The organism is Arthrobacter sp. StoSoilB13 (genome assembly GCF_019977255.1).
Taxonomy (GTDB): Bacteria; Actinomycetota; Actinomycetes; order Actinomycetales; family Micrococcaceae; genus Arthrobacter.
On record NZ_AP024649.1, the window covers coordinates 952,320 to 977,401 of the forward strand.

A 25,082-nucleotide genomic window follows, 5' to 3' on the forward strand; every position below is an offset into this window, starting at 1 on the left:
CTATTGCTGGATGAGGCTCGTCGCCATGGACTCGACCGCCAACAGCGGCGCAACATTGGTGGTGGTAATGCGGACACGGGCCTTGTTGATCGCGTCCATCCGGGCGAGGGTCGCTTCCGGGGTTGAGCGGGCGGCGTATTCTTCAAGATCGCTCTTGAGCTCAACGTTGACCAGCTCCACTGCGTTCCCCAATTGGATGATCAGGACGTCCCGGTAGAAGGACAACAGATCGGTCAGCGTGCGGTCCAGGGAGTCCGTGATGGAGCGCTTGGCACGGCGTTTTTGGTCGTCCTCAAGCTGCCTCACCTGACTCCGCATTGAGGGTGGCAGCGTGCCCGACTCTGGTGCGCCGAGGCTTGCCAAAAGCGCAATTTTCTCCGCCGCGTCGCGTTCATCATTGGAGCTGTTGGCTTCATCGGTAGCGATCTTGACGAGTTTCTCCGCCATCATCACCGCTGCCGTAACCCCACGGAGCCCCAGCGGGATGCGAACCGTTTCCAGACGGCGTTCGCGGGCATCAGCGTCCCGGGCGAGGCGGCGGGCAATCCCGATGTGGCTTTGTGCTGCTCGGGCAGCCCGGTCCGCGAGTTCAGGATCAATGCCGTCGCGCCTTACCAGCAATGCCGCGACGTCGGACGCTGGCGGAAGTCGCAGGCTGACGGGACGGCACCGCGAGCGGATGGTAACCAGTACGTCTGCCGGCGATGGGGCGCACAGCATCCAGATGGTACGCGGAGTTGGTTCCTCGATGGCCTTCAAGAGGACGTTGGTGGTTCGTTCCGCCATACGGTCCGCATCCTCAACGATGATGATCCGCCATCGGCCAGTGGCGGGCCGGTCACCGGCCTTTGAGACAAGTTCGCGGGCTTCGTCAATGGTGATGGTGACTTTTTCGGTTCGCACGAACGTGACATCCGAATGGGTCTCGCCCAGGATCGTGTGGCACGCCGCGCACTCGCCGCAGCCACGCAAAGTGACGTCGTCCTGCTCGCAGTTCAGCGCGGCAGCGAAGGCCTTGGCAGCATTGGAACGGCCCGATCCCGGAGGGCCCGTGAAGAGCCAGGCATGAGTGAGGCCGGTTTCGCCCTGCGCTGCCTGCTTGAGCTGGGCAACGACCGGCGCCTGGCCTTGGAGGTCGTCCCAAACGCTCACAGGTGGTTCCCGGAAACACGCTCGCCCAGCCCGCGCTCAGCCAGCAAGGATTCCACCCGTTCGAGGATCTGCGCGGCCAGCGTCGAAATGTCTGATTTGGCAGGCAAGACCAGGTAATCCGAGGGAGCAGCAGCGGCGAGATCAAGGAAGGCGTGGCGGATGGTGGAATGGAACGCGTCAGGCTCCGATTCCAAACGGTCCTCAGCAGCCGCACCGGCGGTGCGGCGTTCGCGGCCGTCGGAGGGCTCGACGTCGAGCAGTACAGTCAGGTCCGGATGCAGGCCTTCCGTGGCCCATTCGTTGAGGGACAAAACACCCTCTGCCCCGAGCCCGCGGCCAACACCTTGATAGGCAACGGACGAGTCAATGTAGCGGTCCGTGATGACCACACGACCGGCTGCAAGCGCCGGACGGATCACCTGGCTGGCGTGCGCTGCCCGGGCCGCCGCGAACATCAGGGCCTCTGTGCGGGCATCGATGGTGCCGTGGCCATGGTCCAGCACAAGGGAGCGCAGCTTTTCTCCGATGGGCGTGCCGCCGGGTTCGCGCGTGCGCACCACGGACAGGCCCCGCGATTCGAGGGCATCGCAGAGCCGGGCAGCCTGGGTGGACTTGCCCGCTCCATCTCCGCCCTCGAAAGCAATAAAAAGGCCGGGGCTCTGAATACTCACCTGTCTAGCCTACCGATCAGGGGCAAACCGTAACGGCTTTCATCCACAGGCTCGCCCACGACTACCCTGAAACCATGAGCCTTTCCGATCAGCGCGCAGCCGATTTGTCCCCGGAAACCGTTGTGGTGGCTGCGGGCCGCCCCGAGCGCAAACACGATGAACCGGTGAATCCGCCCATCGTCCTGTCCTCCACATACTTTGGAACCGGTTCTCTTGGCGACGGCGATCGCGGCTATGGCCGCTACGCCAACCCCACCTGGGACCCGTTCGAGGACGCCCTGGGCAAGCTGGAAGGCGCAAAGCTGCCCGGCTTGCTCTACGCATCCGGGCTCGCTGCAGTCAGCTCGGCTCTCTCCTTGGTACCAGCCGGTGGAGTTGTAGTCATGCCATCGCACAGCTACTCAGGTTCCTTGGTGATGGCGACTGAACTCGCGGAGAAGGGCTTCCTGGAGCTCCGTCTCGTGGACATTGCGGACACGGACGCCGTGAAGGCGTTGATCAGCCCGGAAGAGGGCAAAGCCGCGGACCTGCTCTGGCTGGAAAGCCCCACCAACCCCATGCTTGGCATTGCCGACGTCCGGGCGCTCACCGACGCCGCCCACGCTGTGGGCGCGATCGTGGTCACGGACAACACTTTCTCCACTCCCTTGGTGCAGCAGCCGCTGAGCCTGGGCTCCGACGTCGTGCTGCACTCGGTGACCAAATACCTGGCCGGCCATTCCGACGTCGTACTGGGCGCCTTGGTGACCTCCAACCCGGAACTGCGGGCCACGCTCCTGCACCACCGCATCATCCACGGCGGCATCGCCGGGCCGTTCGAAGCGTGGCTGGCGCTGCGCGGACTGCGCACCCTCGCGCTGCGGATCGAGCGTTCGCAGGCCTCCGCGGCAGTGCTCGCCGAGCGCCTCAGCACCCATCCGAGGGTAGAGTCCATCCGTTATCCGGGCCTCCCCACGGATCCGGGGCATGAGCGCGCCAAGGACCAGATGAAGGGATTCGGTTCCATCCTGTGCATCCAGATCGCCGGTGACGAGTCCCGCAGCGGCGCTGACGCCGCCGACGAACTGGTCCGCGCGCTCCAGCTCTGGCTCCCGGCGACATCCTTGGGCGGGGTTGAGTCGCTGATCGAACGTCGACGCCGGCACACGGCTGAGCCGGTCAGTGTCCCCGAGAACCTGGTCCGTTTAAGCGTGGGGATCGAGAACGTGGAAGACCTCTGGTCCGACCTCGAGCAAGCGCTGAAGTCGCTGGACAGTTAGGCTAAGGGGCGTGGACGGAAAATTCTTGATCGCGATTGTCACCAACGCGGTCTACTTCATCCTTGGCTTGGTGGCCGTTGTCCTTGAGCTGTGGGCGTTTGTGGATTGTTTGCGCCACCGGCCGACGCTGTTCGTGGCCGCCTCCAAGCGCACCAAGACGTTCTGGTTGGCCCTCACCGGCGTTGCTTTTGCCATCGGCGCGTTGACCCTCTTGAGCGGTGGAAGCGGTCTCGGCCTGTTCGGCATTGCCGCAGTAACCGCATCCTGCGTCTACCTTGCTGACGTCCGTCCAGCAGTCCGCGAAGCAGGCAGCGGCGGCAACCGCAACGTCGGTCCCTACGGACCCTGGTAAACAACGCTACTTCGGCGCAACCGCGTCCCACGCCACCGTAACTTCACCCAGACGCCACCGCGACGGGCCATCCTGAAGCGGCCACCCGGCGTCGCGCAGTATGCGGCACATTCCCGTCCAGCGCTGCCGGTTGCCGAACGATGCCAGTGGCGCGACCTCCAGCCATGCCTTGTCCATGGCCCGCAGGAACGTATGGATGGGTTCGCCCGGCACATTCCGGTGGATCAGGGCTTTGGGCAGCCGCTCGGCCATTTCCGACGGCAGCTCAAAACTGCCGAACCGCACCGAGAAACCAAGGCTCAAGGGGCGGTCACGGTCCAAGGCCACCCACGTGACACACCGGCCGATCTCGTCGCAGGTGCCATCGATGAACAGGCCACCCGGAGCCAGACGGGACTGAACCAGGCTCCAGATCCCGGCCACGTCCGCCTCCTCATACTGACGGAGCACATTGAAGGCCCGCACAAGTATGGGGTCGCCGGGAACCGGCACTTCGAACCCACCTACGTGGAAGCTGAGCCCGGGGCGTTCCAGCGCCTTGGCCGTACGTACCCGCTCAGGCTCAATTTCGATCCCGCAGACGCGAACGTCCGAACGGACGGCCTGCAGTCGTTCAAACAGTTCAACGGCGGTGGCCGGCGAGGCGCCATAGCCCAGGTCCACAACCAAGGGGTCGACGGCGGCGCGGAGCCGCCACGCCTGCGGACCGGCGAGCCACCGATCCAAACGGCGCATGCGGTTGGGGTTCGTGGTGCCGCGGGTGACGTTGCCAACAGGCTTCCCACTTCGACTTCGGGAAGTATTCACCCGTTCGGCTTTTTGCACCACGAACCCACTTTATCCTGCAACGCGGGGTCACTTACGGCCCATGCGGAGCGGCTTTATGGGCCGTAGATGACCCCGCGTTGAGAAACGTAACGCCCGGCAAGGCACAGGACCCCTCGGCTAGGATGAAAACCATGACTTACAAGCTGATTCTGCTGCGCCACGGCCACAGCGACTGGAACGCCAAGAACCTGTTCACCGGTTGGGTGGACGTTGACCTGAACGACCAAGGCCGCGCCGAAGCAGTGCGCGGTGGGGAACTCCTGGTTGAGAACGACATCCTCCCGGACATCCTGTACACCTCGCTCTTGAAGCGGGCCATCAACACCGCCAACATTGCCCTGGACAAGGCCGACCGCGGCTGGATTCCGGTCAAGCGCGATTGGCGCCTCAACGAGCGCCACTACGGTGCGCTGCAGGGCAAGGACAAGGCCCAGACTCTCGCCGAGTTCGGCGAAGAGCAGTTCATGGAATGGCGCCGCAGCTACGACACCCCGCCGCCGCCCCTGTCGGACGACAGCGAATTCTCGCAGGCACACGACGTCCGCTACAAGGACCTCGGTGACGCCCTCCCGCGGACCGAATGCCTCAAGGACGTCCTGGTCCGCCTCCTCCCGTACTGGGAATCGGACATCAAGGAAGACCTCAAGGCCGGCAAGACCGTCCTGGTTACCGCGCACGGCAACTCCCTGCGCGCGCTGGTCAAGCACCTGGACGGCATCAGCGACGAGGCCATCGCAGGACTGAACATTCCCACGGGCATCCCGCTGGTGTATGAACTGGACGAGGACTTCCAGCCGATCAACCCGGGCGGCACGTACCTGGACCCCGAGGCGGCAGCAGATGCGATCCTGGCTGTAGCGAACCAGGGTAAGAAGTAGGCTCTACGCTACTGCCGCGGCGGCTGCCCGGTCGTTCCTCCCTTGGACGCAGCCTGCCCGCGGCACCAGCTACGTAGTGTGTTAACGACGGCGGCCGGTCACCCCAGGTGACCGGCCGCCGTTGCTGTTATGCAGGGAGTCGCTGTTTATGCAGGGACGGGCTTAGAAGCCCTCAGGCTGCCATTCGCCCGTGACGAGGTATGTAACCTTGCGGGCAACGGAAACGCCGTGGTCCGCGAAGCGCTCGAAGTAGCGGCTGGCCAGGGCCACATCCACCGTGGTGGAAGCAGTTTCGTTCCAACCAGGGGAAGCAATCGCCTTGAAGACGCTCAGGTGGAGGTCGTCCACGGCGATGTTGATCTTGAGGATGTCACGGGCCACCTCAAGGTTGCGGGTCTCGAGGAGTTCGGTGACCTTGGCCGTGATGTCGATGTCGTGCTGGGCCATCGCCTTGAAGGTCTGGGTCAGGGACGTCGGAATGACAGTGGAGGGGTAGCGCAGGCGGGCGAGTTGCGCCACGTGGCGGGCGAGGTCGCCCATACGCTCCAGCGACGCACTCATACGGAGCGAACCAACAATCATGCGCAGGTCGCTGGCGACGGGACCTTGCAGGGCGAGAATGTCGATGGCACGTTCGTCGAGGCTGTTCTGCAGGAAGTCGATGCGCGCGTCTGCCGCGATGACGTCCTGGGCAAGATCGACGTCGGCGCCTTCGAAGGCAGTGGTGGCCTTCGTGATTGCTTCGTGAACCAGTTTGGAAATCTCGACGAGGTCGTCACCGACCTGGGTGAGCTCCTCCTGAAAAACCTTGCGCACTAAGGCGTCCTTTCCTTGGAAATCCTGTCCCATGATGGGGTACGGATTTCAAAAACCATTGGCAGTCCAACCACTAACTGTGTCAGGAGCCAGTGAACGGTTGCGCACCTTTAGATGAACGTTAGTTGAACCGCCCGCGTTTGGCACCGGATCAACACTTTGGCGTGATTCCAGAGCATAAGCTGGACATGTGGATCCGTTGCTTATAGGTGTCGTTGCAGGCCTGGTTGGCCTGTCACTGGGCGTCTTTGGCATGCTCGCTTTCAGGATCAGCGAGCGGCAACGCAGGATCGTGGACCTCGATGTTACCGAACCCCTGCTTCCGGAAGGTGCAGCGGAAGTGCTTGCCGTCGTCGGGCGCGCGTTTGTGGTGGTCGATGCGATAGATGGCGTGGTCCGCGCGAGTCCGGCAGCGTACGCCTACGGCCTGGTTCGCGGCCACACGGTGGTTCATAAGCAGCTCCTGGACATGACCGCAAAGGTCCGCCGCGATGGCGTGATTCTGGAGCAACAATACGAACTTCCCCGGGGGCCCCTCGGCAAGGGCACCATCGTGGTCCAGGTGCGGGCAGCCATGCTCGGGTGGGAGTACATCCTGCTGCTCGCCGACGACCGAACCGAGATCACCCGCACCGAGGAGATCCGCAACGACTTCGTGGCCAACGTTTCCCACGAACTCAAGACGCCAGTGGGCGCTATTTCGCTCCTGGCCGAGGCATTGGAAGCCTCGCCTGACGACGAAGAAGCCGTGCGCCGCTTCGCTAAACGCATGCATAAGGAATCCGGACGCCTCGCAGCGCTGGTCCAGGACATCATTGAGCTTTCCCGGCTTCAGGGCGCAAATGTTGCCCAGCAAGGGCACACGGTGGACATCAACACTGTGATTACCGAGGCAGTGGACCGCTCGCAGCTCCCGGCCGAGAGTAAGAACATCCAAATTGTTGTGGGTGGCCATTCAGACTCCCTGGTGTTCGGTGACAGGGACCTGCTGGTCACCGCCCTGCGCAACCTGATCGACAACGCCATCCGCTACTCGCCGGAGAACACCCGCGTAGGCGTCGGAGTCCGGACCCGGGAGGGCGTCGTCGCTATTTCAGTCACGGACCAGGGCGAGGGCCTGACCCCCGAGGACCAGGAACGGGTCTTCGAACGCTTCTACCGGGTGGACGCTGCCCGCTCCCGGCATACCGGTGGCACCGGCCTGGGCCTCAGCATCGTCAAGCACGTTGTGTCCAACCATGGTGGCGAAGTCACAGTGTGGTCCCAGCCTGGTCAAGGTTCAACGTTCACCATCCGGTTGCCCGAGATGGAAGGCCAGGACGACGACGCCGGCCTCCCGGCGTCCGCTGCCACCGCGGCTCCGTCTCCTGAACTTCCAGCGGCGGGTGCCGCCGTCGGACCCCACCACCCGACTCAGCAACCGCATCACGCGAATTAACCCGCATCATGCGAATTAACCGCATCACGCGAATCAACCCGTCACGCTAATCAACAAAGGGGGCGCCAGCGGCGCCCAAGAGCAAGGAGCCAGCGCTTGAGCAGGATTTTGATAGTGGAGGACGAAGAGTCCTTCAGCGACCCCCTGTCCTACTTATTGGGCAAAGAGGGTTTCGACGTCGAGGTAGTGGACAACGGCACCGACGCCTTGGTGGAATTCGACCGGAACGGTGCCGACCTCGTCCTGCTGGATCTCCAACTGCCCGGAACACCGGGGACGGAAGTGTGCCGTCAACTGCGCCAACGTTCCAGCGTGCCGGTCATCATGTTGACCGCCAAGGACTCGGAGATCGACAAAGTGGTGGGCTTGGAGTTGGGTGCCGACGATTACGTCACCAAGCCATACTCCTCCCGCGAACTCGTGGCGCGCGTGCGCGCAGTGCTCCGCAGGCAGGGTGAGCCTGAAGAGCTGATCACCTCCACAGTGCAGGCCGGACCCGTCCGGATGGATATCGAACGCCACGTGGTGAGCGTCAACGGCGAGCAGGTGTCACTGCCGTTGAAGGAATTTGAACTCCTTGAAATGCTGCTGCGCAATTCCGGACGTGTGCTCACCCGGGGCCAGCTCATTGACCGCGTGTGGGGTTCAGATTACGTGGGTGATACCAAGACGCTCGATGTCCACGTAAAGCGACTGCGTAGCAAGATTGAGCCGGATCCGTCCGCTCCAAGGTACTTGGTGACGGTGCGTGGACTGGGCTACAAGTTCGAGCCGTAAAGCTTCAAGCAGCTGACCCTCGGCCAGCAGACAACGACAAAGGAAGGGTTCCGCCGCAGCGGAACCCTTCCTTTATTGTCTTTGCTTGCAGCGCGCAGCCTGCTAGTGGCCGGCAGCTGCAGATTCGGTGTGCGTCGGCGTCGGCGTTGCCGTGGAAGTGGAAGACGGAGTTGCCGAGGCACTGGAGGAGGGCAGGTACTCCTTGTACTCCGGCAGCGTGCCGTCAACCACGGGAACGTTGATCGTTGCGGAGTCCGACCCGCTGCGAATGGTTACCGGGCTCAGTCCGCCGGGCCTGGTGCCTGCGGTGCTAAGGACCGCGGCGTCGGCTTCGTCGTTCAGGTACGTCTCCGAGTTGGCCTTGACCGGGATTTCCGTCTGGGCGCCATTGGCACCACTGATGGTCAGGGTGGCATCCGAGCTGGACTTGTTGAACACGGCGCCGATTACGCGGCCCGGCTGGTTCTCGCCTGAAGCGACGATCAGCATGTTGCGCAGCTCAAGCTGGCCGAGATCTGCTTTGACCCCGTCCGATGCTGAGTACTGGTGGGAAGTCTGCTGGGCGTTGACGAAGCCACAGCCGGTTACGGACAGAAGACCGACGCCGATTGCAGCCGCCGCAATTGCCAGCTTGCCGCGCTGGACAGGGTTCATCGCAGTAATGCGCACGACACCTACTCCTCAAGAGTCATTGGAACACTTTTCAGCCATAGCCTATCGGCAAAGCGGCCGAAATAAGGATTCGAGAAGGCATTGTGGCGAACGCGACCGGGAAGATCCGACGCGCTCCTTGCTTCCGTGAAGCATCTTTCCTGGCTCGCGTCAAGGGGTATCGCGAGCCCCTTTGGGGCCTATTTCCCTTTATTGGCGCGGCTGGACAGCCCGTCGGGTGCCAGTCGTATGCCTTAATCGTGATAGACTAGTCTGCGGGAAAGGGGAAAGTCCACATGGTTTTTGAGGTCGGCGAGACAGTAGTTTACCCTCACCACGGTGCAGCAAAAATTGAGGAAATCAAGATGCGCACCATCAAGGGCGAAGAGAAGATGTATCTCAAGCTCAAGGTGGCTCAGGGTGATCTGACCATTGAAGTTCCAGCAGAGAACGTTGACCTTGTTGGGGTCCGGGACGTAGTGGGCAAAGAAGGCTTGGAGCACGTATTTGACGTTCTCCGCGCCGAGTTCACTGAAGAGCCTACCAACTGGTCACGTCGTTACAAGGCAAACCTGGAGAAGCTTGCTTCGGGCGATGTCATCAAGGTGGCGGAGGTCGTTCGCGATCTTTGGCGTCGTGATCACGATCGCGGCCTTTCCGCAGGTGAGAAGCGCATGCTGGCCAAGGCGCGGCAGATTCTGATTTCAGAACTGGCCCTGGCTGAGAAGACAGACGAAGAGAAGGCAGCAAGCGTTCTCGACGAAGTCTTGGCTTCCTAAGAATTGATGCCCGGTGGTGCGAAAGCGCCGCCGGGTTTCTTTTTGCCACAAAGTACTCTTGTCACCATGAGTATTCCTTCCAAGCGCGCTGTTACGGCGGTAATCGTGGTGGCTGCCGGCTCGGGCGAGCGCCTCGGCTACGGCATGCCCAAAGCCAAAGTTCCGCTGGGCGGCGAAACCATCCTGATGCACGCCCTACGTGGCGTCGTCGCTGCCGACGTCGCACGCCAGATCTGTGTCGCCGTGCCCAAGGGGGATGCGGAACTCCGCCAATTGATCGCCGCGTTCACGGTTGAGCTGGTAGACGGTGGCCCTGAGGTGACAGTTGTCGACGGCGGCTCCACCCGTGCCGATTCCGTCCGCGCCGCTTTGGCTGCTTTGGAAGAGGGGACAGAAGCCGTCCTGGTCCATGACGCAGCCCGCGCATTGACCCCCGAGCGCGTATTCCAGCGCGTGGCCGATGCTTTGGCCTCCGGCGCCAAGGCCGTCATTCCAGCCATGCCTGTGGTGGACACGATCAAGACCGTCGCTGAGACCAACGGCCCGGACTCCTCCATCGCTCCGGAAGTTGTCACTGGCACAGCGCCCCGTGAACAGCTCAGGGCAGTCCAGACGCCCCAGGGTTTCGACCTCGCTACGTTGCGCCGCGCGCACGACGCCGCCGGGCTCTTCGATGACAAACAGGCCGCCGCAGTCACCGATGACGCCATGCTCGTTGAGCTTCTGGGCGTTCCGGTCCACGCCGTCCGCGGGGCCAGCCAGTCGCTGAAGATCACCACGCCCCTGGATCTCATCATTGCCGAGGGCCTCCTCGAGGGCCCCCTTGGAATGCGCTGGGTGGAAGGCTGATGGCCGGCCAGCAAGCTGCGGGCCTTGCCGGCACCGTGGTACTTCCCCGAACCGGAATCGGCGTCGACGTGCACGCATTCGCGCCGCAGGACGATCCCCGGCCGCTCTGGTTGGGTGGCCTCTTTTGGGAGGGCGAGCAGGGGCTCTCCGGACATTCCGACGGCGATTGCGTCGCCCACGCGGCTGCCGACGCCCTGTTTTCCGCCTGTGGAATAGGTGACCTCGGCACCCACTTCGGAACGGACCGGCCCGAGTTCGCCGGCGCCTCCGGGGTCAAGCTGCTCGGTGAGGCTGCACGGATAGCCAGGGCCGCAGGGTTCGAGATCGGCAATGTCGCCGTGCAGTTCGTAGCCAACCGCCCCAAGTTCGGCCCCCGCCGGGAAGAATCCCAAAAGGTCCTGAGCGAAGCTGCAAACGCGCCCGTCAGCGTCACAGCCACCACCAGCGATGGCTTGGGATTTACTGGCCGCGGCGAGGGAATTTCTGCGGTTGCCACCGCCCTCGTTTACCCCGTCAACGGAGCAATCCAGCCGGGTTCCACTGAAGGTGGGCTGAATGCTTAAGGTGCGTTCCGGCGTCGTGCGTTACGCCGCGCTGTTGTCCGCGGCCGTGACTTCTGCGCTCCTGCTCGGGGGCTGTGCAGGGACACCGAAGATGGATGTGAAGGCCAGTTGCGAGTTCCTCAACAACGACACCTTCAAGCCCGATGGCAACCAACAGCAGCAGTCCAAGCAGATCGCTGCCCACTATCACGAGATCGCAGACAAGCTGGCTCCGGAAATTGGCGATCCCATCAAGGAGATGGCCGCCATCATGGACAAAGCCGCGGCGTCGTCGCTCGGGGCGGCAACGCAGGAACAGCAACAGCAGCTGACCGTGCACTTCAACAAAATCGGCGAGTACTGCAAGTAGGCAAGTCATGGCGCGTCATCGGCTAATCTGGAGCGGTGACCCTGCGCTTCTATGACACCGCCTCCGCCGAAGTCCGCGACTTCGTTCCCCTCGAAGATGGCAAGGCCAGCGTGTACTACTGCGGGGCTACCGTTCAGGGGATGCCACACGTAGGGCACGTCAGGTCCGCAATCGCGTTTGACCAACTGACGCGCTGGCTTGAATTCCGTGGGCTCCGCGTCACGGTAGTGCGCAACGTCACGGACATCGACGACAAAATCCTGGCCAAGTCCGAGCAATCCTTCGGTCCCGACTGGGCCGCCGAGCCGACAGCGCGGAAGGACGAGGAGTGGTGGGCTCTGGCTTACCGCTACGAGCAGGAATTCGAGAACGCTTACGAATCCCTCGGCGTCCAGCGGCCAACGTACGAGCCACGAGCCACCGGGCACATCCCGGAAATGCATGCGCTGATCCAGCGGCTGATCGACCGCGGCCATGCCTACCCCGCCCTGGACGACTCCGGAGACGTGTACTTCGACGTGCGCTCCTGGAGCAAATACGGATCGCTGACGCGGCAGAACATTGATGACATGCAAGGCGCCCCCGACGCCGACCCTCGCGGCAAGAGGGATCCGCGCGACTTCGCGCTGTGGAAGGGTTACAAAGACGGCGAACCCGTCACTGCCAAATGGGAGTCCCCCTGGGGAGCCGGACGCCCAGGGTGGCACCTCGAATGCTCCGCCATGGTCACCAAATACCTGGGCACGCGCTTCGACATCCATGGTGGGGGATTGGACCTCCGATTCCCGCACCACGAAAACGAGATGGCCCAGTCCCAGGCCGCAGGCGATGAATTCGCCAATTTCTGGATGCACAACGGCATGGTCACCTACGAGGGCGAAAAGATGTCCAAGTCCATCGGCAATACGGTGAGTCCTGCCGAGATGCTTGACCTGGCCTCGCCCCGCGTGGTCCGGTACTACCTTGGCCAGGCCCACTACCGATCCGTACTGGACTATCGACCCACATCGCTGCAGGAAGCAGCGGCCGCCGTCGAACGCATTGATGGCTTTATCGCCAAAGCCGCCGCGAAGGTGGGGCAGCAACTCAGTGAGCCGAAGAGCTACGCCGAGGATGCGCAGGCCGCGATGCCGGCCGCCTTCATCGCGGCCATGGATGATGACCTCAACGTCCCGCAGGCGCTCGGCGTCCTGCACGAGACCGTTCGGGCCGGCAACACAGCCCTGGCTGCCGGGGACCTGGGCGCCGTAAAAGACGCTCTCTCCAGCGTCCACGCCATGACAAACGTCCTTGGCCTGGACGCCGTGAAACGACCGGAGGCCGTGCAGAGCCGCGAACATGCGGCACTGGAAATTTTGGTGGAAGCTCAGCTTGAGGCCCGCGCTGCAGCCAGGGCCAACAAGGACTGGGCCGCGTCCGACGCCATCCGCGACACCCTCGCGGCCGCCGGAGTCGTCGTCGAAGATGGTGCGGAAGGCGCTACCTGGAGCCTGAAACGCGACTGACAAACCGCCGCCACCGCCGAATTGCATTGGGTCAGTAGACTGGAATGCAGACTCATTAATTTCAAGCAAGGTGGACAGAATGGCCAACCACGGTCGCCCGGGTGCAATCCGCAAGAGCAAGAAGGGCCCCTCCACGGGTACCGGAGGCCACGGTCGCAAGGCCCTCGAAGGCAAGGGGCCCACCCCCAAGGCCGAGGACCGGACCTACCACAAGGCGTACAAGAACAAGCAGCTTTCCGAGCGTTCAGCTGCCAAGCGCGGTCCCGCACGCCCGGGAACCGGCGCCCGCTCCGGCCCCAAGGGCCGCGCAACTGAAGAGCTGGTCACCGGCCGCAACTCGGTTGTGGAAGCGCTGCGCGCCGGCATCCCTGCAAAGGCCCTGCATGTTGCCATCCGCATCGAAATGGATGACCGCGTCAAAGAGTCCCTCAAGCTTGCAGCAGAGCGCGGCATCCCGCTTCTGGAAACCGGCAAGCCCGAACTGGACCGCATGACCGAGGACGCAGTCCACCAAGGACTCGTCCTGCAGATCCCGCCGTACGAGTACGAGGACGCCTACGACCTCGCAGAGACCACCATCGCCAAGTGGAAGAAGGGGCACATCTCCAACGCCCCGATCTTCGTTGCACTCGACGGCATCACCGATCCCCGCAACCTCGGCGCGATCATCCGTTCCGTCTCCGCGTTCAGCGGCCACGGCGTCATCGTTCCCGAGCGCCGGTCCGTCGGCGTCACGGCCTCCGCTTGGAAGACCAGCGCCGGTGCCGCAGTCCGCGTACCCGTGGCCCGCGCGTCGAACCTCAACAACGCGCTCAAGCAGTTCAAGAACATGGGCATCTACGTGCTCGGCCTGGACGGCGACGGTGACGTCTCGCTGCCCGACCTCACCGTAGCAACCGAGCCCGTCTGTATCGTAGTCGGGTCCGAAGGCAAGGGCCTCAGCCGTCTCGTGCGCGAGAACTGCGACCAGATCGTCTCGATTCCGATCGACTCCGCCATGGAATCGCTCAACGCGTCAATGGCCGTGGGCATCTCGCTGTACGAAGTCTCGAGGCAGCGCGCAAGCTAATCCGCCAAGGCGCCGCAAGCGCCATCCTCCGAGGGCTGCTCCTCCGTCGCTTTGACGCACGCTTCCGGATGGCTCCAGCGGCGCCCTTGGATGCTCTCTCACTTCCCGCGGGTTTTTGACGGATCTTCTCTCACTTCCTGCCCATTTTCGGCCAACGCTCTCTCACTTCATGCTGGTGGGGGAGCGTTTGCTGTCTTCTGGAATGACGACGACGGCGGCATCCGGCCCGGGCGGTCCGGTCCCCTTTGAAAAGGGGATGTGAGAGAAGATCAGCCAAAAGCCCGTTGGATGTGAGAGAAGATCGGCCAAAAACCCGCTGGATGTGAGAGAAGATCGGCCAGAAGCCCGCTGGATGTGAGAGAAGATCAGAAGTCGCGGCGGTTGGCCAGGACCGGGAGCTTTTGACGGGCTTCTTCCACCACGGCGGGGTCGAGGTCGGCGAAGAGGAGGCCGGGCTCGCCGTCGAGCGCTTCCACGACCTGCCCAAAGGGGGAAACGACGGCGGAGTACCCGACGCCCGTGGGCGCGGCACCCTTGACCTCAACACCCTGCGTAGCAGGATCTCCTTGGCCGCAGGCAAGCACGAACGTCGTGGTGTCGACCGCCCGGGCGCGGGACAGGAGCTGCCATTGATCGGCCTTTCCCGGTCCGGCTCCCCACGATGCCGCCACGATGTTTACAACGGCTCCGCGCAACGCGTTGGCAGTGAACAGCGCGGGGAAACGGATGTCGTAGCAGGTGGCCAAGCCAAAGGTGACGCCGCCGACGTCGAACGTCACTGGGTCTGTTCCCGCCTCAACCGTGTCCGACTCAGCGAAGCCGAACGCGTCGAAGAGGTGGATCTTGTCGTAGCTGGTCTCTACTCCGGGGCCTGTGACCAGGAGGGTGTTCCGCACGCGGCGCGCGCCGGAATCCGAAGCTGAGCCAGGCGTGAACATGCCAGCCACGATCACCAGCTGAAGTTCGTCAGCCAGCTCGCGCACCCGGCCCGCCCAGGGACCGTCGAGAGGTTCGGCGATGTCCAGCAGGGAGTTGCCGAACGCGCGCATCATTGCCTCGGGAAAAACGACAAGCTCAGCGCCCCCGTCCTTGGCACGGCGGGCGTACTCCTCCAAAAGCCGCAGATTGTCAGCCAGGTCCCGGCCGGTGATGACTTGAGCGAGTGCAACGCGCACGATTGAACCTCCAGTTCTGTCCAGTCCCAGTATGGCAAGGCTGCCGCCAACACACAGCCGCGGCGACACATTCGGGGGAGGGGATACGGGTGTGCTGTTGCCCGGTCCAGAGCGTTCCAGCACGTGAGCGGCCCGGAACGATCCCCGCGGCCGGTACGTGCCGGAAATTTGACGTGGTGGGCGCCGTCACACGGGCGGCCAACTCAGCACTCATCCTGTATGGAACTAAACTTGCAAGCAATGGTTATGCCTATTTTGGACCCAGCAGCCGCCCTGGATGCATCGCGCCCCAGGCCCCCTCGGACTGAGCGAGCCCCAGCCCGATTTCTTTGATGCCGTCACGCAGCAGACAGACAACGTCAACGTCGCAGTGTTTGCTCCGGACCTGGAACGCGTTGAGGTCGCATACCAAGCGCCCGGTGATGGTTGGCGGGTTCACACCCTTCCCAATCTGGAGGACGGTGTGCACTTTGGCATCGTCAGCGGCATGCCGCCGGGCACGCGGTACGGATTCCGCGCTGCTCCACCCGAGGGCGGGCTGCCGATGTCGGTACCGGCACTGGATGTTGACGACGACGACGAACAGTCCCTGTTGCTGGATCCCTATGGTCGCGCCGTGGATCAGCGGGGCGAGTTCCTTACGAGCGTCCACATGGCAACGGATTTCGACTGGGGCGATGATGCGCCGCCGCGGACGCCGATGCGTACGTCCGTAATCTACGAAGCCCACGTCCGTGGCCAGACGATGCTTCACCCGGACATCCCGGAACACCTCCGCGGCACCTATGCCGGAATGGCACACCCAGTGATGATCCAGCACCTGACTGAGCTTGGAATCACTGCGGTGGAACTCCTGCCCATCCACTTCCATCTGGACGAGTCACACCTCCAGGACCTGGGCATGACGAACTATTGGGGATACAACACCGCGGCCTACTTTGCCCCTCACTCCGACTACGCCACAGAGGCTGCGCGGAACGCGGGTCCCCACGCTGTGCAGGACGAGCTGAAGGGCATGATCAAGTTGCTCCATGCCGCCGGCATCGAGGTCATCCTGGACGTGGTCTACAACCACACCGCGGAAGCCGGACCGGACGGGGCCTGCGCTGAGCTTCCGCGGCCTCGCGGAGAAGAGGTTCTACCGGCACGATGCGCATGGACGGTATCTGGATACCACCGGTTGCGGCAACACCCTGGACTTCAGTGATCCCGTGGTGGTGGACCTTGCCTTGGATTCCCTGAGGTACTGGGTGAATGACTTCCACGTGGACGGCTTCCGCTTCGACCTCGCCGTGACCATGTGCCGGGACGCGGGCAACCAATTCGACCCCAACCACCCCTTCCTGCAGGCCATTGCCGAGGATCCGGTCCTGTCGGAGGTCAAGCTCATCGCCGAGCCTTGGGACGTGGGTTACGGCGGCTGGCAGACAGGGCGGTTCCCGCCGGGGTGGTCAGATTGGAACGATCATTTCCGCGACGGCGTCCGGCGCTTCTGGCTGTCGGACCGTGCCGCGATTGAGGCCGGCGGCCAAGGCGGCTCAGTCGCGTCGCTGGCTGAGCTGATGGCGGGTTCGGCGAGCCTGTTCGCGCCGTCCGGCCGAACGCGCCTGGCCTCGGTCAATTTCATCACGGCACACGACGGCTTCACGCTCAAGGACTTGGTGAGCTACGACCGAAAGCACAACGAGGCCAACGGTGAGCAGAACCGCGACGGCCACGGAGACAACCGCAGCTACAACCATGGCTTCGAAGGCCGTAGCGAGGACGAAGAAATCGTGGCCGCCCGGGCGCTCTCCGTCCGGAACCTGATGGCCACCTTGTTGTTGTCCATCGGCGTCCCCATGATCACCGCTGGTGATGAGATCGGGCGAACGCAGCACGGGAACAACAACGCGTACTGCCAGGACAATCCCACGGCATGGCTGGACTGGAGCCGGACCCAGGAAGCCAACGCCATGTTCCAGACCACCAGGGAGCTTGTCAGGCTTCGCCGGTGGTTCCTGCGCCACCAGCCCGAGAGCTTCCCCGCCCACGCGAATGATTCCAGCCTGCAATGGTTCGACGACAAGGGAAAGCGCATGACGCCCGCGCGTTGGAATGATCCCAACGCCCGCTCCATTCAGCTCCTGATGGGTCATGAGGACAGCGAAATCCGGGGCCTGATCGTGGTGAACGGCAGCAACCAGGACGTAAAAATGGTGCTTCCCGAGATCCTGAGCGAAACCGGCATCGGCAAGCGTATGTTCGAACTCCGGTTCACAACGTCGGTGCTGCATGAACGCCGGAAGGGTGCGCTGGTGGCGTCGGGCGAGCGGGATATCCTGCAGGCCAACACCATCAACGTTTATCGCACCTAGGAGCCCCTGCATGAAACGGATCAGCAGCAAACTGCTGGCCTTCGGAGCTCTGGTGATTGCCGTCGTCGCGCTTGTGGTCGCATTGGTGGGCGGCGGCCCGCTGACCGTCCCTCAGGAAACGTCAAGCACGCAAACCACGACGGCGGAGCCTGGCTCCGCGTCAGCGCCGCCGTCGGTGGCAAACCCCTCTGCGCTGCCCACCATCAACGCCTCGCAGCTTCCCAGGGAAGCGCAACAGACGCTTGCCCTGATTGCGAAAGGCGGGCCCTATCCCTATGACAGGGATGGCGTGAATTTCGGTAACTTCGAGGGACTCCTGCCCAAGAAGTCCAGCGGATTCTATAAGGAATACACGGTCCCAACACCCGGTGAGCCAGATCGCGGCGCTCGCCGAATCATTGTTGGCAAGGACACGGCCAAGTACTACACCGCTGACCATTACGATTCGTTCAAGTTCATCGTCGAAGGCAAGTAGGAGCCCATGAAGATCTATTCCGCAGACACCTGGACCATCGAAGAACTTCAGGAGCAGGTGGCAGACGCCGGGCGCAGGACCATCCTCGTCCCGCCGGCGACAACAAAATCGGGCGTCCTGGAGGTCTTTGGCCAGGTCCTGGACTTCCCGGAGTATTACGGCGTGAACCTGGACGCCCTCAACGACTCCCTGCATGACTTTGCCGACGCCCTGTCCGACGACGACGGCACTCCCGTCACGATGATCTGGCAAGTCCCGGCGGCCCTACCGAACGGACCGTTCCTTCGGCGTGGTCTGCGAGATCCTCCAAGACGCCGAGCGCTACGCAGGCCGCGACCTCGCGGTGATCGCGGTCTTCGAAAACTAAAACTTCATAAGTCGCAACGCCTCGCCGAATTAAACAACAAAGCCGGATGCCAGTTATCCGGAAGCGTGCGTCAAAGCGACGAAGGAGCAGCACGCGGAGGACAACTGACATCCGGCGGATGTCGTCTGGTTACGGACTAGGCGTTCGCGATCAACCCCAGTTCAGCTTTGGAAGCCAGCGCCGAATGCTTCGGGAACACACGGACGGTGTAGCCGAAGGACCCTGAGCGGTTGATGACCAGGTCGCCGTGGAAGAGGTGGCGTCCACCGCCGAGGTTCTCCAGGGAGTCCAGTTCCGCTACGACGATGTCCTCAAGCTCATCGGATTCCTCGGCACGGCCAAACGCCACCTCCACGGAGACGTCGTCGGGGGTCAGGTCGTGGAGCGCCACGTATGCGTTGACCTGCAGGGTGTCGCCGACCTGGGGTTCTTCGGACACTCCCACCGAGTCGACGTGTTCCACGACGACCTCGGGCCAGGCGCTGCGGACCTTGGAGGTCCAGGCCGCGAGTTCCTTGGCTTCCTTGAACGATTCAGCGGTGGCCCGACGCCCGGCTACTGCCGCGGGGCAGTACAGGTTGTTGACGTAGTCGTGCAGCATGCGTTCGGCTGAGACTGCCGGGCCCAGGTTCGCCAGGGTGTGCTTGATCATGGACACCCAGTGGGTGGGCACGGTTTCGCGGCTGGATTCGGAGGGTCCTGCTGCGCCGGCGCCTTGGGCCACGGTGGTCCCGTAGAAGCGCGGTGCCACTTGGGTTTCCAGCAGCTCATAGAGTGCGGAAGCTTCAATGTCGTCGCGCTCATCTGCGGATGCGCCGTTGTTGGCCGTGGGGATCGCCCACCCGTTTTCGCCGTCGTACATTTCGTCCCACCAGCCGTCCAGGACGGAGAGGTTGAGCGAGCCGTTGATGGCTGCCTTCATCCCGGATGTGCCGCAGGCTTCAAGCGGCCGAAGCGGGTTGTTGAGCCAGACGTCGCAGCCGGGGAAGAGGGTGCGGGCCATGGCGATGTCGTAGTTCGGGAGGAACACGATCCGGTGGCGAACCTCGGGGTCGTCGGTGAACCGGACAAGGTCCTGGATCATTTTCTTGCCGGCGTCGTCAGCGGGGTGCGATTTACCTGCGATGACCAGCTGGATGGGGTGCTTGGGGTCCAGCAGGAGGGCTTTCAGACGCGCGGGGTCGCGCAGCATCAGCGTGAGTCGCTTGTATGTGGGCACCCTTCGGGCGAAGCCGATGGTCAGGACGTCCGGATCCAGCACGCTGTCCGTCCAGCCAAGCTCGGCGTCGGCGGCACCACGTGTCTTCCATGAGGCGCGCAGCCTGCGCCGGACGTCTTCGACGAGTTGGGTGCGCAGTTCCTTGCGGAGCCCCCAGACGTCTTCGTCGCTGACGTTGTAGGCGAGGTCCCAACGGCCCAGGGCTTCGGCTTCTGCGCCGAACTGCTGCCGTGCCAGGGAGGATATCTTTGGGTCTACCCAGGTGGGAACGTGGACGCCGTTGGTCACGGAGGTTATGGGGATTTCGGAGTGGTCGAATCCGGGCCAGAGACCGGAGAACATTTCCCGCGAAACCACGCCGTGCAGCTTGGCTACGCCGTTGGCACGCTGCGCGAGGCGCAGGCCCATGACTGCCATGTTGAACACGGAGGGGTTGCCGCCGTCGTAGTTTTCCCGGCCGAGTTCCAGGATCCGGTCCACGGGCACTGCAGGGGCGAGCCCGGCTTCGAAGAAGTGCTTGATCTGGAGGGTCTCGAAACGGTCGATTCCTGCCGGGACGGGGGTGTGCGTGGTGAAGACGGTGGATGCACGCCCGGCTGCGAGGGCTTCGTCCCAGGTGAGGGGATCGTTGGCGTCAGACATCGCTTCCTGAATGCGTTCGATTCCCAGGAATCCTGCATGGCCTTCGTTCGTGTGGAAGACCTCCGGTGCGGGCGTACCTGTCAGTTCCTGGTAGACGCGCAGGGCTTTGACGCCGCCCATGCCCAGCAGCAGTTCCTGCTGGAGCCGGTGATCGCCGCCACCGCCGTACAGGCGGTCGGTGATGCCGCGCGCGGCTTCGTCGTTGGAGGGGACGTTGGAGTCGAGCAGCAGCAGCGGAACGCGTCCGACGTCGGCACGCCAGACATGCGCGTGAAGCTCGCGGCCGTTGGGAAGCGGAAGCGAAATGTGCACCGGCTTGCCGGGAACGCCGTCCTTGGAGGGCTGGCGCAGAAGAGTCAGCGGCAGGCCGTCCGGGTCCAGTACCGGATACGTTTCCTGCTGCCAGGCGTCACGGGACAGCGACTGTTTGAAGTAGCCGGCCTGGTAAAGGAGCCCGACGCCGATCAGCGGGACACCGAGGTCCGAGGCGGCTTTGAGGTGGTCACCAGCAAGGATGCCCAGGCCACCGGAGTACTGGGGCAGAACCTCGGTGATGCCGAATTCAGGCGAGAAGTAGGCGATGCAGGCCGGAGCTTCTTCACCAAGCCCCTGGTACCAGCGGGGCTCGCTGAGGTAGCGGTCCAGATCGGCCGCAGCTTCCTGTACCCGGTTAACGACGTCGCCGTTGCTGGCGAGGTCCTGCAGCTGCTCCCTGCTGATGGACCCCAGGAGGGCGATGGGGTCATGCTGCGCGGCCTCCCAGAGAGCCGGGTTAAGGCTCGCAAAAAGTTCCCTGGTGGGCCGGTGCCAGGACCAGCGCAAGTTAGTCGCCAAGCGGGCCAACGGCCGGATGGGCTCAGGGAGGACGGTACGGACAGTAAATCTTCGAATTGCCTTCACGAGCGCCACACTAACGGACTCACATGGCAGTCGGAACTGGTTTGGGTTTCTTTTAGGTAAAAGTCATCTTGCGTCGCGAAGATGGCTCGTGTGCTTAGCATTCTTGGATTTTTGTCGCTAACGTCGTGGTTGTGACGAATACCTCGCGAACCATGACCGCTTTGAAATCCAAGACGAAAACGGACATCACCGCCGGACTTCGCTTCGGCCGGTTCCCCATCACGGCTGTCCAGCCGGTGGTTGAGGGTGGCCGGTTCCCCGCGAAGGCCCTTCCGGGTGAGGATCTCGCCGTCGGTGCGACCGTCTTTCGTGAAGGACATGATCAACTCGGCGTCTCCGCCGTCCTGCTTGATCCCAAGGGCAAGGAGCGCCAGCGGGTCCGCATGGCGCCGGCCAAGGATGAGCGCTGGAAAGGCCCTGGACCGCTGGGAGGGTTCGCTCTCGCCGTCCGGCACGGGTGCGTGGTCTTTCGTCATTGAGGCCTGGCATGACCGCTATGGAACGTGGCACCACAACGCTGAAGTGAAAGTGGGCGCCGGCATTGACGTCGAGTTGATGCTCGCCGAGGGTGCAGCCCTTCTTTCGGAGGCAGCAGAGGACGACGCCGGTCGCACCGCTGCGGAGAAGCGCACCCTGCGTGCCGCTTCAGTCGTCCTTGCCGACACCACCAAATCTGCCGAGGAGCGCCTTGGTGCCGGTTTCAGCCCCGAGGTGCTGGCCGCCGTCGGACGCGTTCCGATCCGCGAGCTGGTGACGGTTTCGGAGCCGTTCCCGCTGCAGGTGGAACGTGACCTCGCGGGTCGTGGTTCCTGGTACGAGTTCTTCCCCCGCTCCGAGGGCGCGGTTTTGGATCACGCCACAGGTATCTGGACGTCGGGCAACTTCCGCACCGCGGCCAAGCGCCTGGAGGCGGTTGCCGAGATGGGCTTTGACGTTATCTACCTGCCGCCGATCCACCCGATCGGTTTCCAGCACCGCAAGGGACGCAACAACACGCTGACGCCGGGCCCGCAGGATCCGGGCTCGCCGTGGGCCATTGGTTCCAAGGACGGTGGCCATGACGCCATCCACCCGGATTTGGGCACTTTTGAAGATTTTGACGCTTTTGTTGCCCATGCCCGCGAGCTCGGACTCGAAGTTGCACTGGACCTGGCCTTGCAGGCGGCCCCTGACCACCCTTGGGTAACGTCCCACCCGGAATGGTTCACGACGCGTGTGGATGGGTCCATTGCCTATGCCGAAAACCCGCCGAAGAAATACCAGGATATTTACCCCCTGAACTTCGATAACGATCCGGAGGGCCTTTCCAAGGAAATCCTGAGGATCGTGCAGTTGTGGATCAGCCATGGCGTGAAGATTTTCCGCGTGGACAATCCCCACACAAAGCCTGTCTGGTTCTGGGAATGGTTGATTGGAAAGATCAACAAAAAGAATCCCGAGGTAGTTTTCCTGGCCGAGGCTTTCACGCGTCCACCCATGATGCATGCATTGGGCAGGGCAGGGTTCCAGCAGTCGTACACCTACTTCACGTGGCGGAATACCAAGACCGAGCTGGAGCAGTATTTCCATGAGGTCAGCCACGAGAGCGCGGCTTTCTTCCGGCCCAACTTCTTTGTGAACACGCCTGACATCCTCACGGAGTACCTCCAGTACGGCGGTCCCGCGGCCTTCCGCATCCGCGCTGTCCTTGCCGCGACGGCAAGCCCGCTCTGGGGCGTGTACGCCGGTTACGAGCTGTACGAACACGTGGCCCGGCCCGGGGCAGAAGAGTACATCGACAACGAAAAGTACGAGTACAAGGCCAGGGACTGGGAAAGCGCTGCCGCGTCCGGCCGCACGTTGGCTCCGTACATCACCAGGTTGAACACCATCCGCAAGGACCACCTTGCCCTGGGCGACCTGCAGAACCTGACTTTGCACAGCAGCACCGATGACGCAACCATCGTCTACTCCAAGCACAAGACCTTGCCGGACGGCACCAAGGACACGTTGATCATCGTTGTTAACGTGGATCCGCACAGCGCCCGCGAAAGCACGGTTTCCCTGGACCTGGCTGCCCTGCAGCTGGATCCCGCGGACTTCAACGAGGACGGCCGGTTCCTGGTGGATGACCTGATCAGCGGGCAAAGCTGGTGGTGGGGTGAACACAACTACGTCAGGCTCGACGCGCACGTGGAGCCCGCACACATCCTGAGCATCCGGAGGCAGCCTTAGTGAGTTTTTCTCCGCAAAACCCGAGCCAGTACTTCACTCCGAAGAACACCTTCGAGCTGAATGCCCCCGGTCTCCAGCATGATCCGCACTGGTACCGCAAGGCAGTCTTCTACGAAGTACTGGTGCGGGCCTTTGCGGATGCCAACGGGGATGGCTCCGGTGACTTCCACGGCTTGATCGAAAAACTGGACTACCTTCAATGGCTGGGCGTTGACTGCCTCTGGTTGCCGCCGTTCTTCCATTCCCCGTTGCGTGATGGCGGCTATGACATCGCCGACTACACCTCGGTGCTGGACGAGTTTGGCACGATCAGCGACTTTAAGCGCCTCGTGGCGGAGGCGCACGCCCGCGGCGTCAGGGTGATCATCGACCTCCCCCTGAACCACACCTCGGACCAGCACCCGTGGTTCCAGGAATCCCGGAAGGACCCCACGGGTCCCTACGGCGATTTCTATGTGTGGAGCGATACGGATGAGAAGTACCAGGATGCGCGCATCATCTTCGTGGACACGGAGGAATCCAACTGGACGTTCGATCCCATCCGGCGCCAGTTTTTCTGGCACCGCTTCTTCAGTCACCAGCCGGACCTGAACTTCGAGAACCCCAAAGTCGTCGAGGCACTCTATGACGTCATCCGGTTCTGGCTCGACCAGGGAATCGACGGTTTCCGCGCCGACGCCGTTCCGTACCTCTTTGAGGAGGAAGGCACCAACTGCGAGAACCTTCCAGCCACCCATGCCTTCCTCCAGGACCTGCGCAGGATGGTGGATGCCAACTACCCCGGACGCGTGATCATCGCCGAGGCCAACCAGCCGCCCCATGAGGTGGTGGAGTACTTCGGCACCGATGAAGCCCCCGAATGCCACATGGCCTTCCACTTCCCGATCATGCCCCGGCTCTACTATGCCCTCCGGGACCAGAAAGCGGCTCCGATCATCCAGACCCTGCGGGAGACTCCGGAGATTCCCAAGGGTGCCCAGTGGGGGACCTTCCTGCGAAACCATGATGAACTCACCTTGGAGATGGTCAGCGCGGACGACCGCGCTGCCATGCTTGGCTGGTACGCGCCGGACCCCAGGATGCGCGCCAACATTGGTATCCGGCGGAGGTTGGCTCCGCTGCTGGACAATTCCAGGGCTGAGATTGAGCTCATTAACGCTCTGTTGCTCTCCCTGCCAGGCAGCCCTTTCCTCTATTACGGGGACGAAATCGGCATGGGGGACAACATTTGGCTCGATGACCGCGATGCCGTCCGCACACCCATGCAATGGAACCCGGACAGGAACGCGGGTTTCTCGGGCGCGGACCCGGGCAAGCTGTACCTGCCGGTGATCCAGTCCCTCGTCTACAACTACAGCATGGCCAACGTTGAGGCAGAGGCCGCGCACTCAGGCTCCCTGCTGCGTTGGACCCGGCAGATCCTTAGCGTGCGCAGGAACCACCCCGTGTTCGGCCTGGGAAGTTTCCGCCACATCGAAGCGGACCACGAGGCCGTCCTGGCCTATGTCCGGGAACTGCCCGCCGGCAATCCTGAAGGCGAGGACGCGGAGACGATCCTGTGCGTCTTCAACCTTTCGCAGCATCCGGTGGCCGCGACCCTTGATCTGCCGGAATATGCCGGCAGGGGCTTCCGCGACATTTTCGGTGGCCAACCATTCCCGGCCGTTGGGGACAACGGCCAACTAACAGTCATGCTGGGTAGCCACAACTTCTATTGGCTGCGGCTGCGCTCTGCGTTTTCCAACCCCTCATCGCCATTTACCCAGGCGATTCCCGTGGTGTCTACCAAAGGATGAG

At 63.0% G+C, this 25,082-nt stretch carries 20 protein-coding genes and 3 pseudogenes; 16 read left to right on the forward strand and 7 right to left on the reverse strand.

The window, feature by feature from the left end; genetic code table 11:
• Together LDP01_RS23040 and tmk are read right to left on the reverse strand one after the other, a co-directional pair.
• Positions 1-1,152, reverse strand: coding sequence for a DNA polymerase III subunit delta' (locus tag LDP01_RS23040; RefSeq protein ID WP_224094467.1), 1,152 nt, complete (start codon positions 1,150-1,152; stop codon positions 1-3).
• Positions 1,149-1,823 carry a dTMP kinase gene (gene tmk, locus LDP01_RS23045; RefSeq protein ID WP_224094469.1) on the reverse strand — a complete coding sequence of 225 codons (675 nt, stop codon included), beginning with the start codon at positions 1,821-1,823 and terminating at the stop codon, positions 1,149-1,151. Before tmk ends, LDP01_RS23040 begins: the two co-directional genes overlap by 4 nt.
• Positions 1,824-1,897: 74 nt before the next feature.
• Here tmk and LDP01_RS23050 point away from each other — a divergent pair, with 74 nt between their 5' ends.
• On the forward strand, positions 1,898-3,082 hold the full coding sequence (locus LDP01_RS23050) for a trans-sulfuration enzyme family protein (protein WP_224094471.1): 1,185 nt from the start codon (positions 1,898-1,900) through the stop codon (positions 3,080-3,082).
• Between the two features lie 10 nt (positions 3,083-3,092).
• Entirely contained in the window at positions 3,093-3,434 is a 342-nt protein-coding gene (locus LDP01_RS23055; RefSeq protein WP_216921243.1) for a DUF2516 family protein, read from the forward strand.
• 6 nt (positions 3,435-3,440) lie between these two features.
• Here the strand turns inward: LDP01_RS23055 and LDP01_RS23060 are convergent, their stop codons facing one another.
• On the reverse strand, positions 3,441-4,262 hold the full coding sequence (locus LDP01_RS23060) for a class I SAM-dependent methyltransferase (protein ID WP_224094472.1): 822 nt from the start codon (positions 4,260-4,262) through the stop codon (positions 3,441-3,443).
• A 131-nt stretch (positions 4,263-4,393) separates the two neighbouring features.
• Here LDP01_RS23060 and LDP01_RS23065 point away from each other — a divergent pair, with 131 nt between their 5' ends.
• Complete coding sequence (locus tag LDP01_RS23065) at positions 4,394-5,140, forward strand: phosphoglyceromutase (RefSeq protein ID WP_224094473.1); 747 nt, start codon at positions 4,394-4,396, stop codon at positions 5,138-5,140.
• 162 nt (positions 5,141-5,302) lie between these two features.
• On the opposite strand, the gene phoU is transcribed toward LDP01_RS23065, so the two are convergent.
• Positions 5,303-5,956 carry a phosphate signaling complex protein PhoU gene (phoU, locus tag LDP01_RS23070; protein ID WP_224094474.1) on the reverse strand — a complete coding sequence of 218 codons (654 nt, stop codon included), beginning with the start codon at positions 5,954-5,956 and terminating at the stop codon, positions 5,303-5,305.
• A gap of 199 nt (positions 5,957-6,155) precedes the next feature.
• Here phoU and LDP01_RS23075 point away from each other — a divergent pair, with 199 nt between their 5' ends.
• Both LDP01_RS23075 and LDP01_RS23080 read left to right on the forward strand, forming a co-directional pair.
• The gene (locus LDP01_RS23075) at positions 6,156-7,394 is read left to right on the forward strand and encodes a sensor histidine kinase (RefSeq protein ID WP_224095158.1); all 1,239 of its coding nucleotides are present in this window, start codon (positions 6,156-6,158) and stop codon (positions 7,392-7,394) included.
• Positions 7,395-7,490: 96 nt separating this feature from the next.
• Complete coding sequence (locus tag LDP01_RS23080; RefSeq protein WP_159704610.1) at positions 7,491-8,171, forward strand: winged helix-turn-helix domain-containing protein; 681 nt, start codon at positions 7,491-7,493, stop codon at positions 8,169-8,171.
• 102 nt (positions 8,172-8,273) lie between these two features.
• Here the strand turns inward: LDP01_RS23080 and LDP01_RS23085 are convergent, their stop codons facing one another.
• Positions 8,274-8,825, reverse strand: a complete 552-nt coding sequence (locus tag LDP01_RS23085; protein ID WP_224095159.1) for a hypothetical protein — start codon at positions 8,823-8,825, stop codon at positions 8,274-8,276.
• Between the two features lie 293 nt (positions 8,826-9,118).
• On the opposite strand from LDP01_RS23085, the gene LDP01_RS23090 reads away from it, so the two are divergent.
• From LDP01_RS23090 to rlmB, 6 genes are all read left to right on the forward strand, one after another.
• Positions 9,119-9,601 (forward strand): CarD family transcriptional regulator, encoded by a 483-nt coding sequence (locus tag LDP01_RS23090; RefSeq protein WP_011690592.1) that lies wholly within the window; start codon positions 9,119-9,121, stop codon positions 9,599-9,601.
• Between the two features lie 66 nt (positions 9,602-9,667).
• The gene (gene ispD, locus LDP01_RS23095) at positions 9,668-10,450 is read left to right on the forward strand and encodes a 2-C-methyl-D-erythritol 4-phosphate cytidylyltransferase (protein ID WP_224094475.1); all 783 of its coding nucleotides are present in this window, start codon (positions 9,668-9,670) and stop codon (positions 10,448-10,450) included.
• Positions 10,450-11,013: a 2-C-methyl-D-erythritol 2,4-cyclodiphosphate synthase gene (gene ispF, locus LDP01_RS23100; RefSeq protein WP_224094476.1), complete on the forward strand. Its 564-nt coding sequence runs from the start codon at positions 10,450-10,452 to the stop codon at positions 11,011-11,013. The genes ispD and ispF overlap by 1 nt, the downstream gene beginning before the upstream one ends.
• A complete protein-coding gene (locus tag LDP01_RS23105; protein ID WP_224094477.1) occupies positions 11,006-11,362 on the forward strand; it encodes a hypothetical protein in 357 nt (118 codons plus the stop codon). Before ispF ends, LDP01_RS23105 begins: the two co-directional genes overlap by 8 nt.
• A 35-nt stretch (positions 11,363-11,397) precedes the next feature.
• Positions 11,398-12,867: a cysteine--tRNA ligase gene (cysS, locus tag LDP01_RS23110; protein WP_224094478.1), complete on the forward strand. Its 1,470-nt coding sequence runs from the start codon at positions 11,398-11,400 to the stop codon at positions 12,865-12,867.
• Positions 12,868-12,946: 79 nt separating this feature from the next.
• Positions 12,947-13,936 (forward strand): 23S rRNA (guanosine(2251)-2'-O)-methyltransferase RlmB, encoded by a 990-nt coding sequence (gene rlmB, locus LDP01_RS23115; protein WP_224094480.1) that lies wholly within the window; start codon positions 12,947-12,949, stop codon positions 13,934-13,936.
• Between the two features lie 365 nt (positions 13,937-14,301).
• Here the strand turns inward: rlmB and LDP01_RS23120 are convergent, their stop codons facing one another.
• Positions 14,302-15,111 carry a carbon-nitrogen hydrolase family protein gene (locus LDP01_RS23120; RefSeq protein ID WP_224094482.1) on the reverse strand — a complete coding sequence of 270 codons (810 nt, stop codon included), beginning with the start codon at positions 15,109-15,111 and terminating at the stop codon, positions 14,302-14,304.
• Between the two features lie 240 nt (positions 15,112-15,351).
• Here LDP01_RS23120 and glgX point away from each other — a divergent pair.
• From glgX to LDP01_RS23135, 3 genes and pseudogenes are all read left to right on the forward strand, one after another.
• Positions 15,352-17,468 (forward strand): annotated as a pseudogene (gene glgX / locus LDP01_RS23125) (glycogen debranching protein GlgX).
• A 10-nt stretch (positions 17,469-17,478) separates the two neighbouring features.
• Positions 17,479-17,943 carry a guanyl-specific ribonuclease gene (locus tag LDP01_RS23130; RefSeq protein WP_224094483.1) on the forward strand — a complete coding sequence of 155 codons (465 nt, stop codon included), beginning with the start codon at positions 17,479-17,481 and terminating at the stop codon, positions 17,941-17,943.
• Positions 17,944-17,949: 6 nt separating this feature from the next.
• Positions 17,950-18,310, forward strand: a pseudogene (locus tag LDP01_RS23135) (barstar family protein).
• A gap of 136 nt (positions 18,311-18,446) precedes the next feature.
• Here the strand turns inward: LDP01_RS23135 and glgP are convergent.
• Positions 18,447-21,071: an alpha-glucan family phosphorylase gene (gene glgP / locus LDP01_RS23140; protein WP_224094484.1), complete on the reverse strand. Its 2,625-nt coding sequence runs from the start codon at positions 21,069-21,071 to the stop codon at positions 18,447-18,449.
• A 152-nt stretch (positions 21,072-21,223) separates the two neighbouring features.
• On the opposite strand from glgP, the pseudogene LDP01_RS23145 reads away from it, so the two are divergent.
• Positions 21,224-23,285: pseudogene (locus tag LDP01_RS23145) on the forward strand (maltotransferase domain-containing protein).
• Positions 23,285-25,081 (forward strand): maltose alpha-D-glucosyltransferase, encoded by a 1,797-nt coding sequence (gene treS / locus LDP01_RS23150; protein ID WP_224094485.1) that lies wholly within the window; start codon positions 23,285-23,287, stop codon positions 25,079-25,081. The pseudogene LDP01_RS23145 and the gene treS overlap by 1 nt, the downstream one beginning before the upstream one ends.
• Position 25,082: the final 1 nt, after the last annotated feature.

What these genes read in the sequence shown, in the direction of transcription:
- LDP01_RS23050 (WP_224094471.1), top strand. Translation starts at nt 1,898, where the DNA reads ATGAGCCTTTCCGATCAGCGCGCAGCCGATTTGTCCCCGGAAACCGTT.
- LDP01_RS23065 (WP_224094473.1), top strand. Translation starts at nt 4,394, where the DNA reads ATGACTTACAAGCTGATTCTGCTGCGCCACGGCCACAGCGACTGGAAC.
- LDP01_RS23085 (WP_224095159.1), bottom strand. Translation starts at nt 8,825, where the DNA reads ATGAACCCTGTCCAGCGCGGCAAGCTGGCAATTGCGGCGGCTGCAATC.
- LDP01_RS23090 (WP_011690592.1), top strand. Translation starts at nt 9,119, where the DNA reads ATGGTTTTTGAGGTCGGCGAGACAGTAGTTTACCCTCACCACGGTGCA.
- ispD (WP_224094475.1), top strand. Translation starts at nt 9,668, where the DNA reads ATGAGTATTCCTTCCAAGCGCGCTGTTACGGCGGTAATCGTGGTGGCT.
- ispF (WP_224094476.1), top strand. Translation starts at nt 10,450, where the DNA reads ATGGCCGGCCAGCAAGCTGCGGGCCTTGCCGGCACCGTGGTACTTCCC.
- LDP01_RS23105 (WP_224094477.1), top strand. Translation starts at nt 11,006, where the DNA reads ATGCTTAAGGTGCGTTCCGGCGTCGTGCGTTACGCCGCGCTGTTGTCC.
- rlmB (WP_224094480.1), top strand. Translation starts at nt 12,947, where the DNA reads ATGGCCAACCACGGTCGCCCGGGTGCAATCCGCAAGAGCAAGAAGGGC.
- LDP01_RS23130 (WP_224094483.1), top strand. Translation starts at nt 17,479, where the DNA reads ATGAAACGGATCAGCAGCAAACTGCTGGCCTTCGGAGCTCTGGTGATT.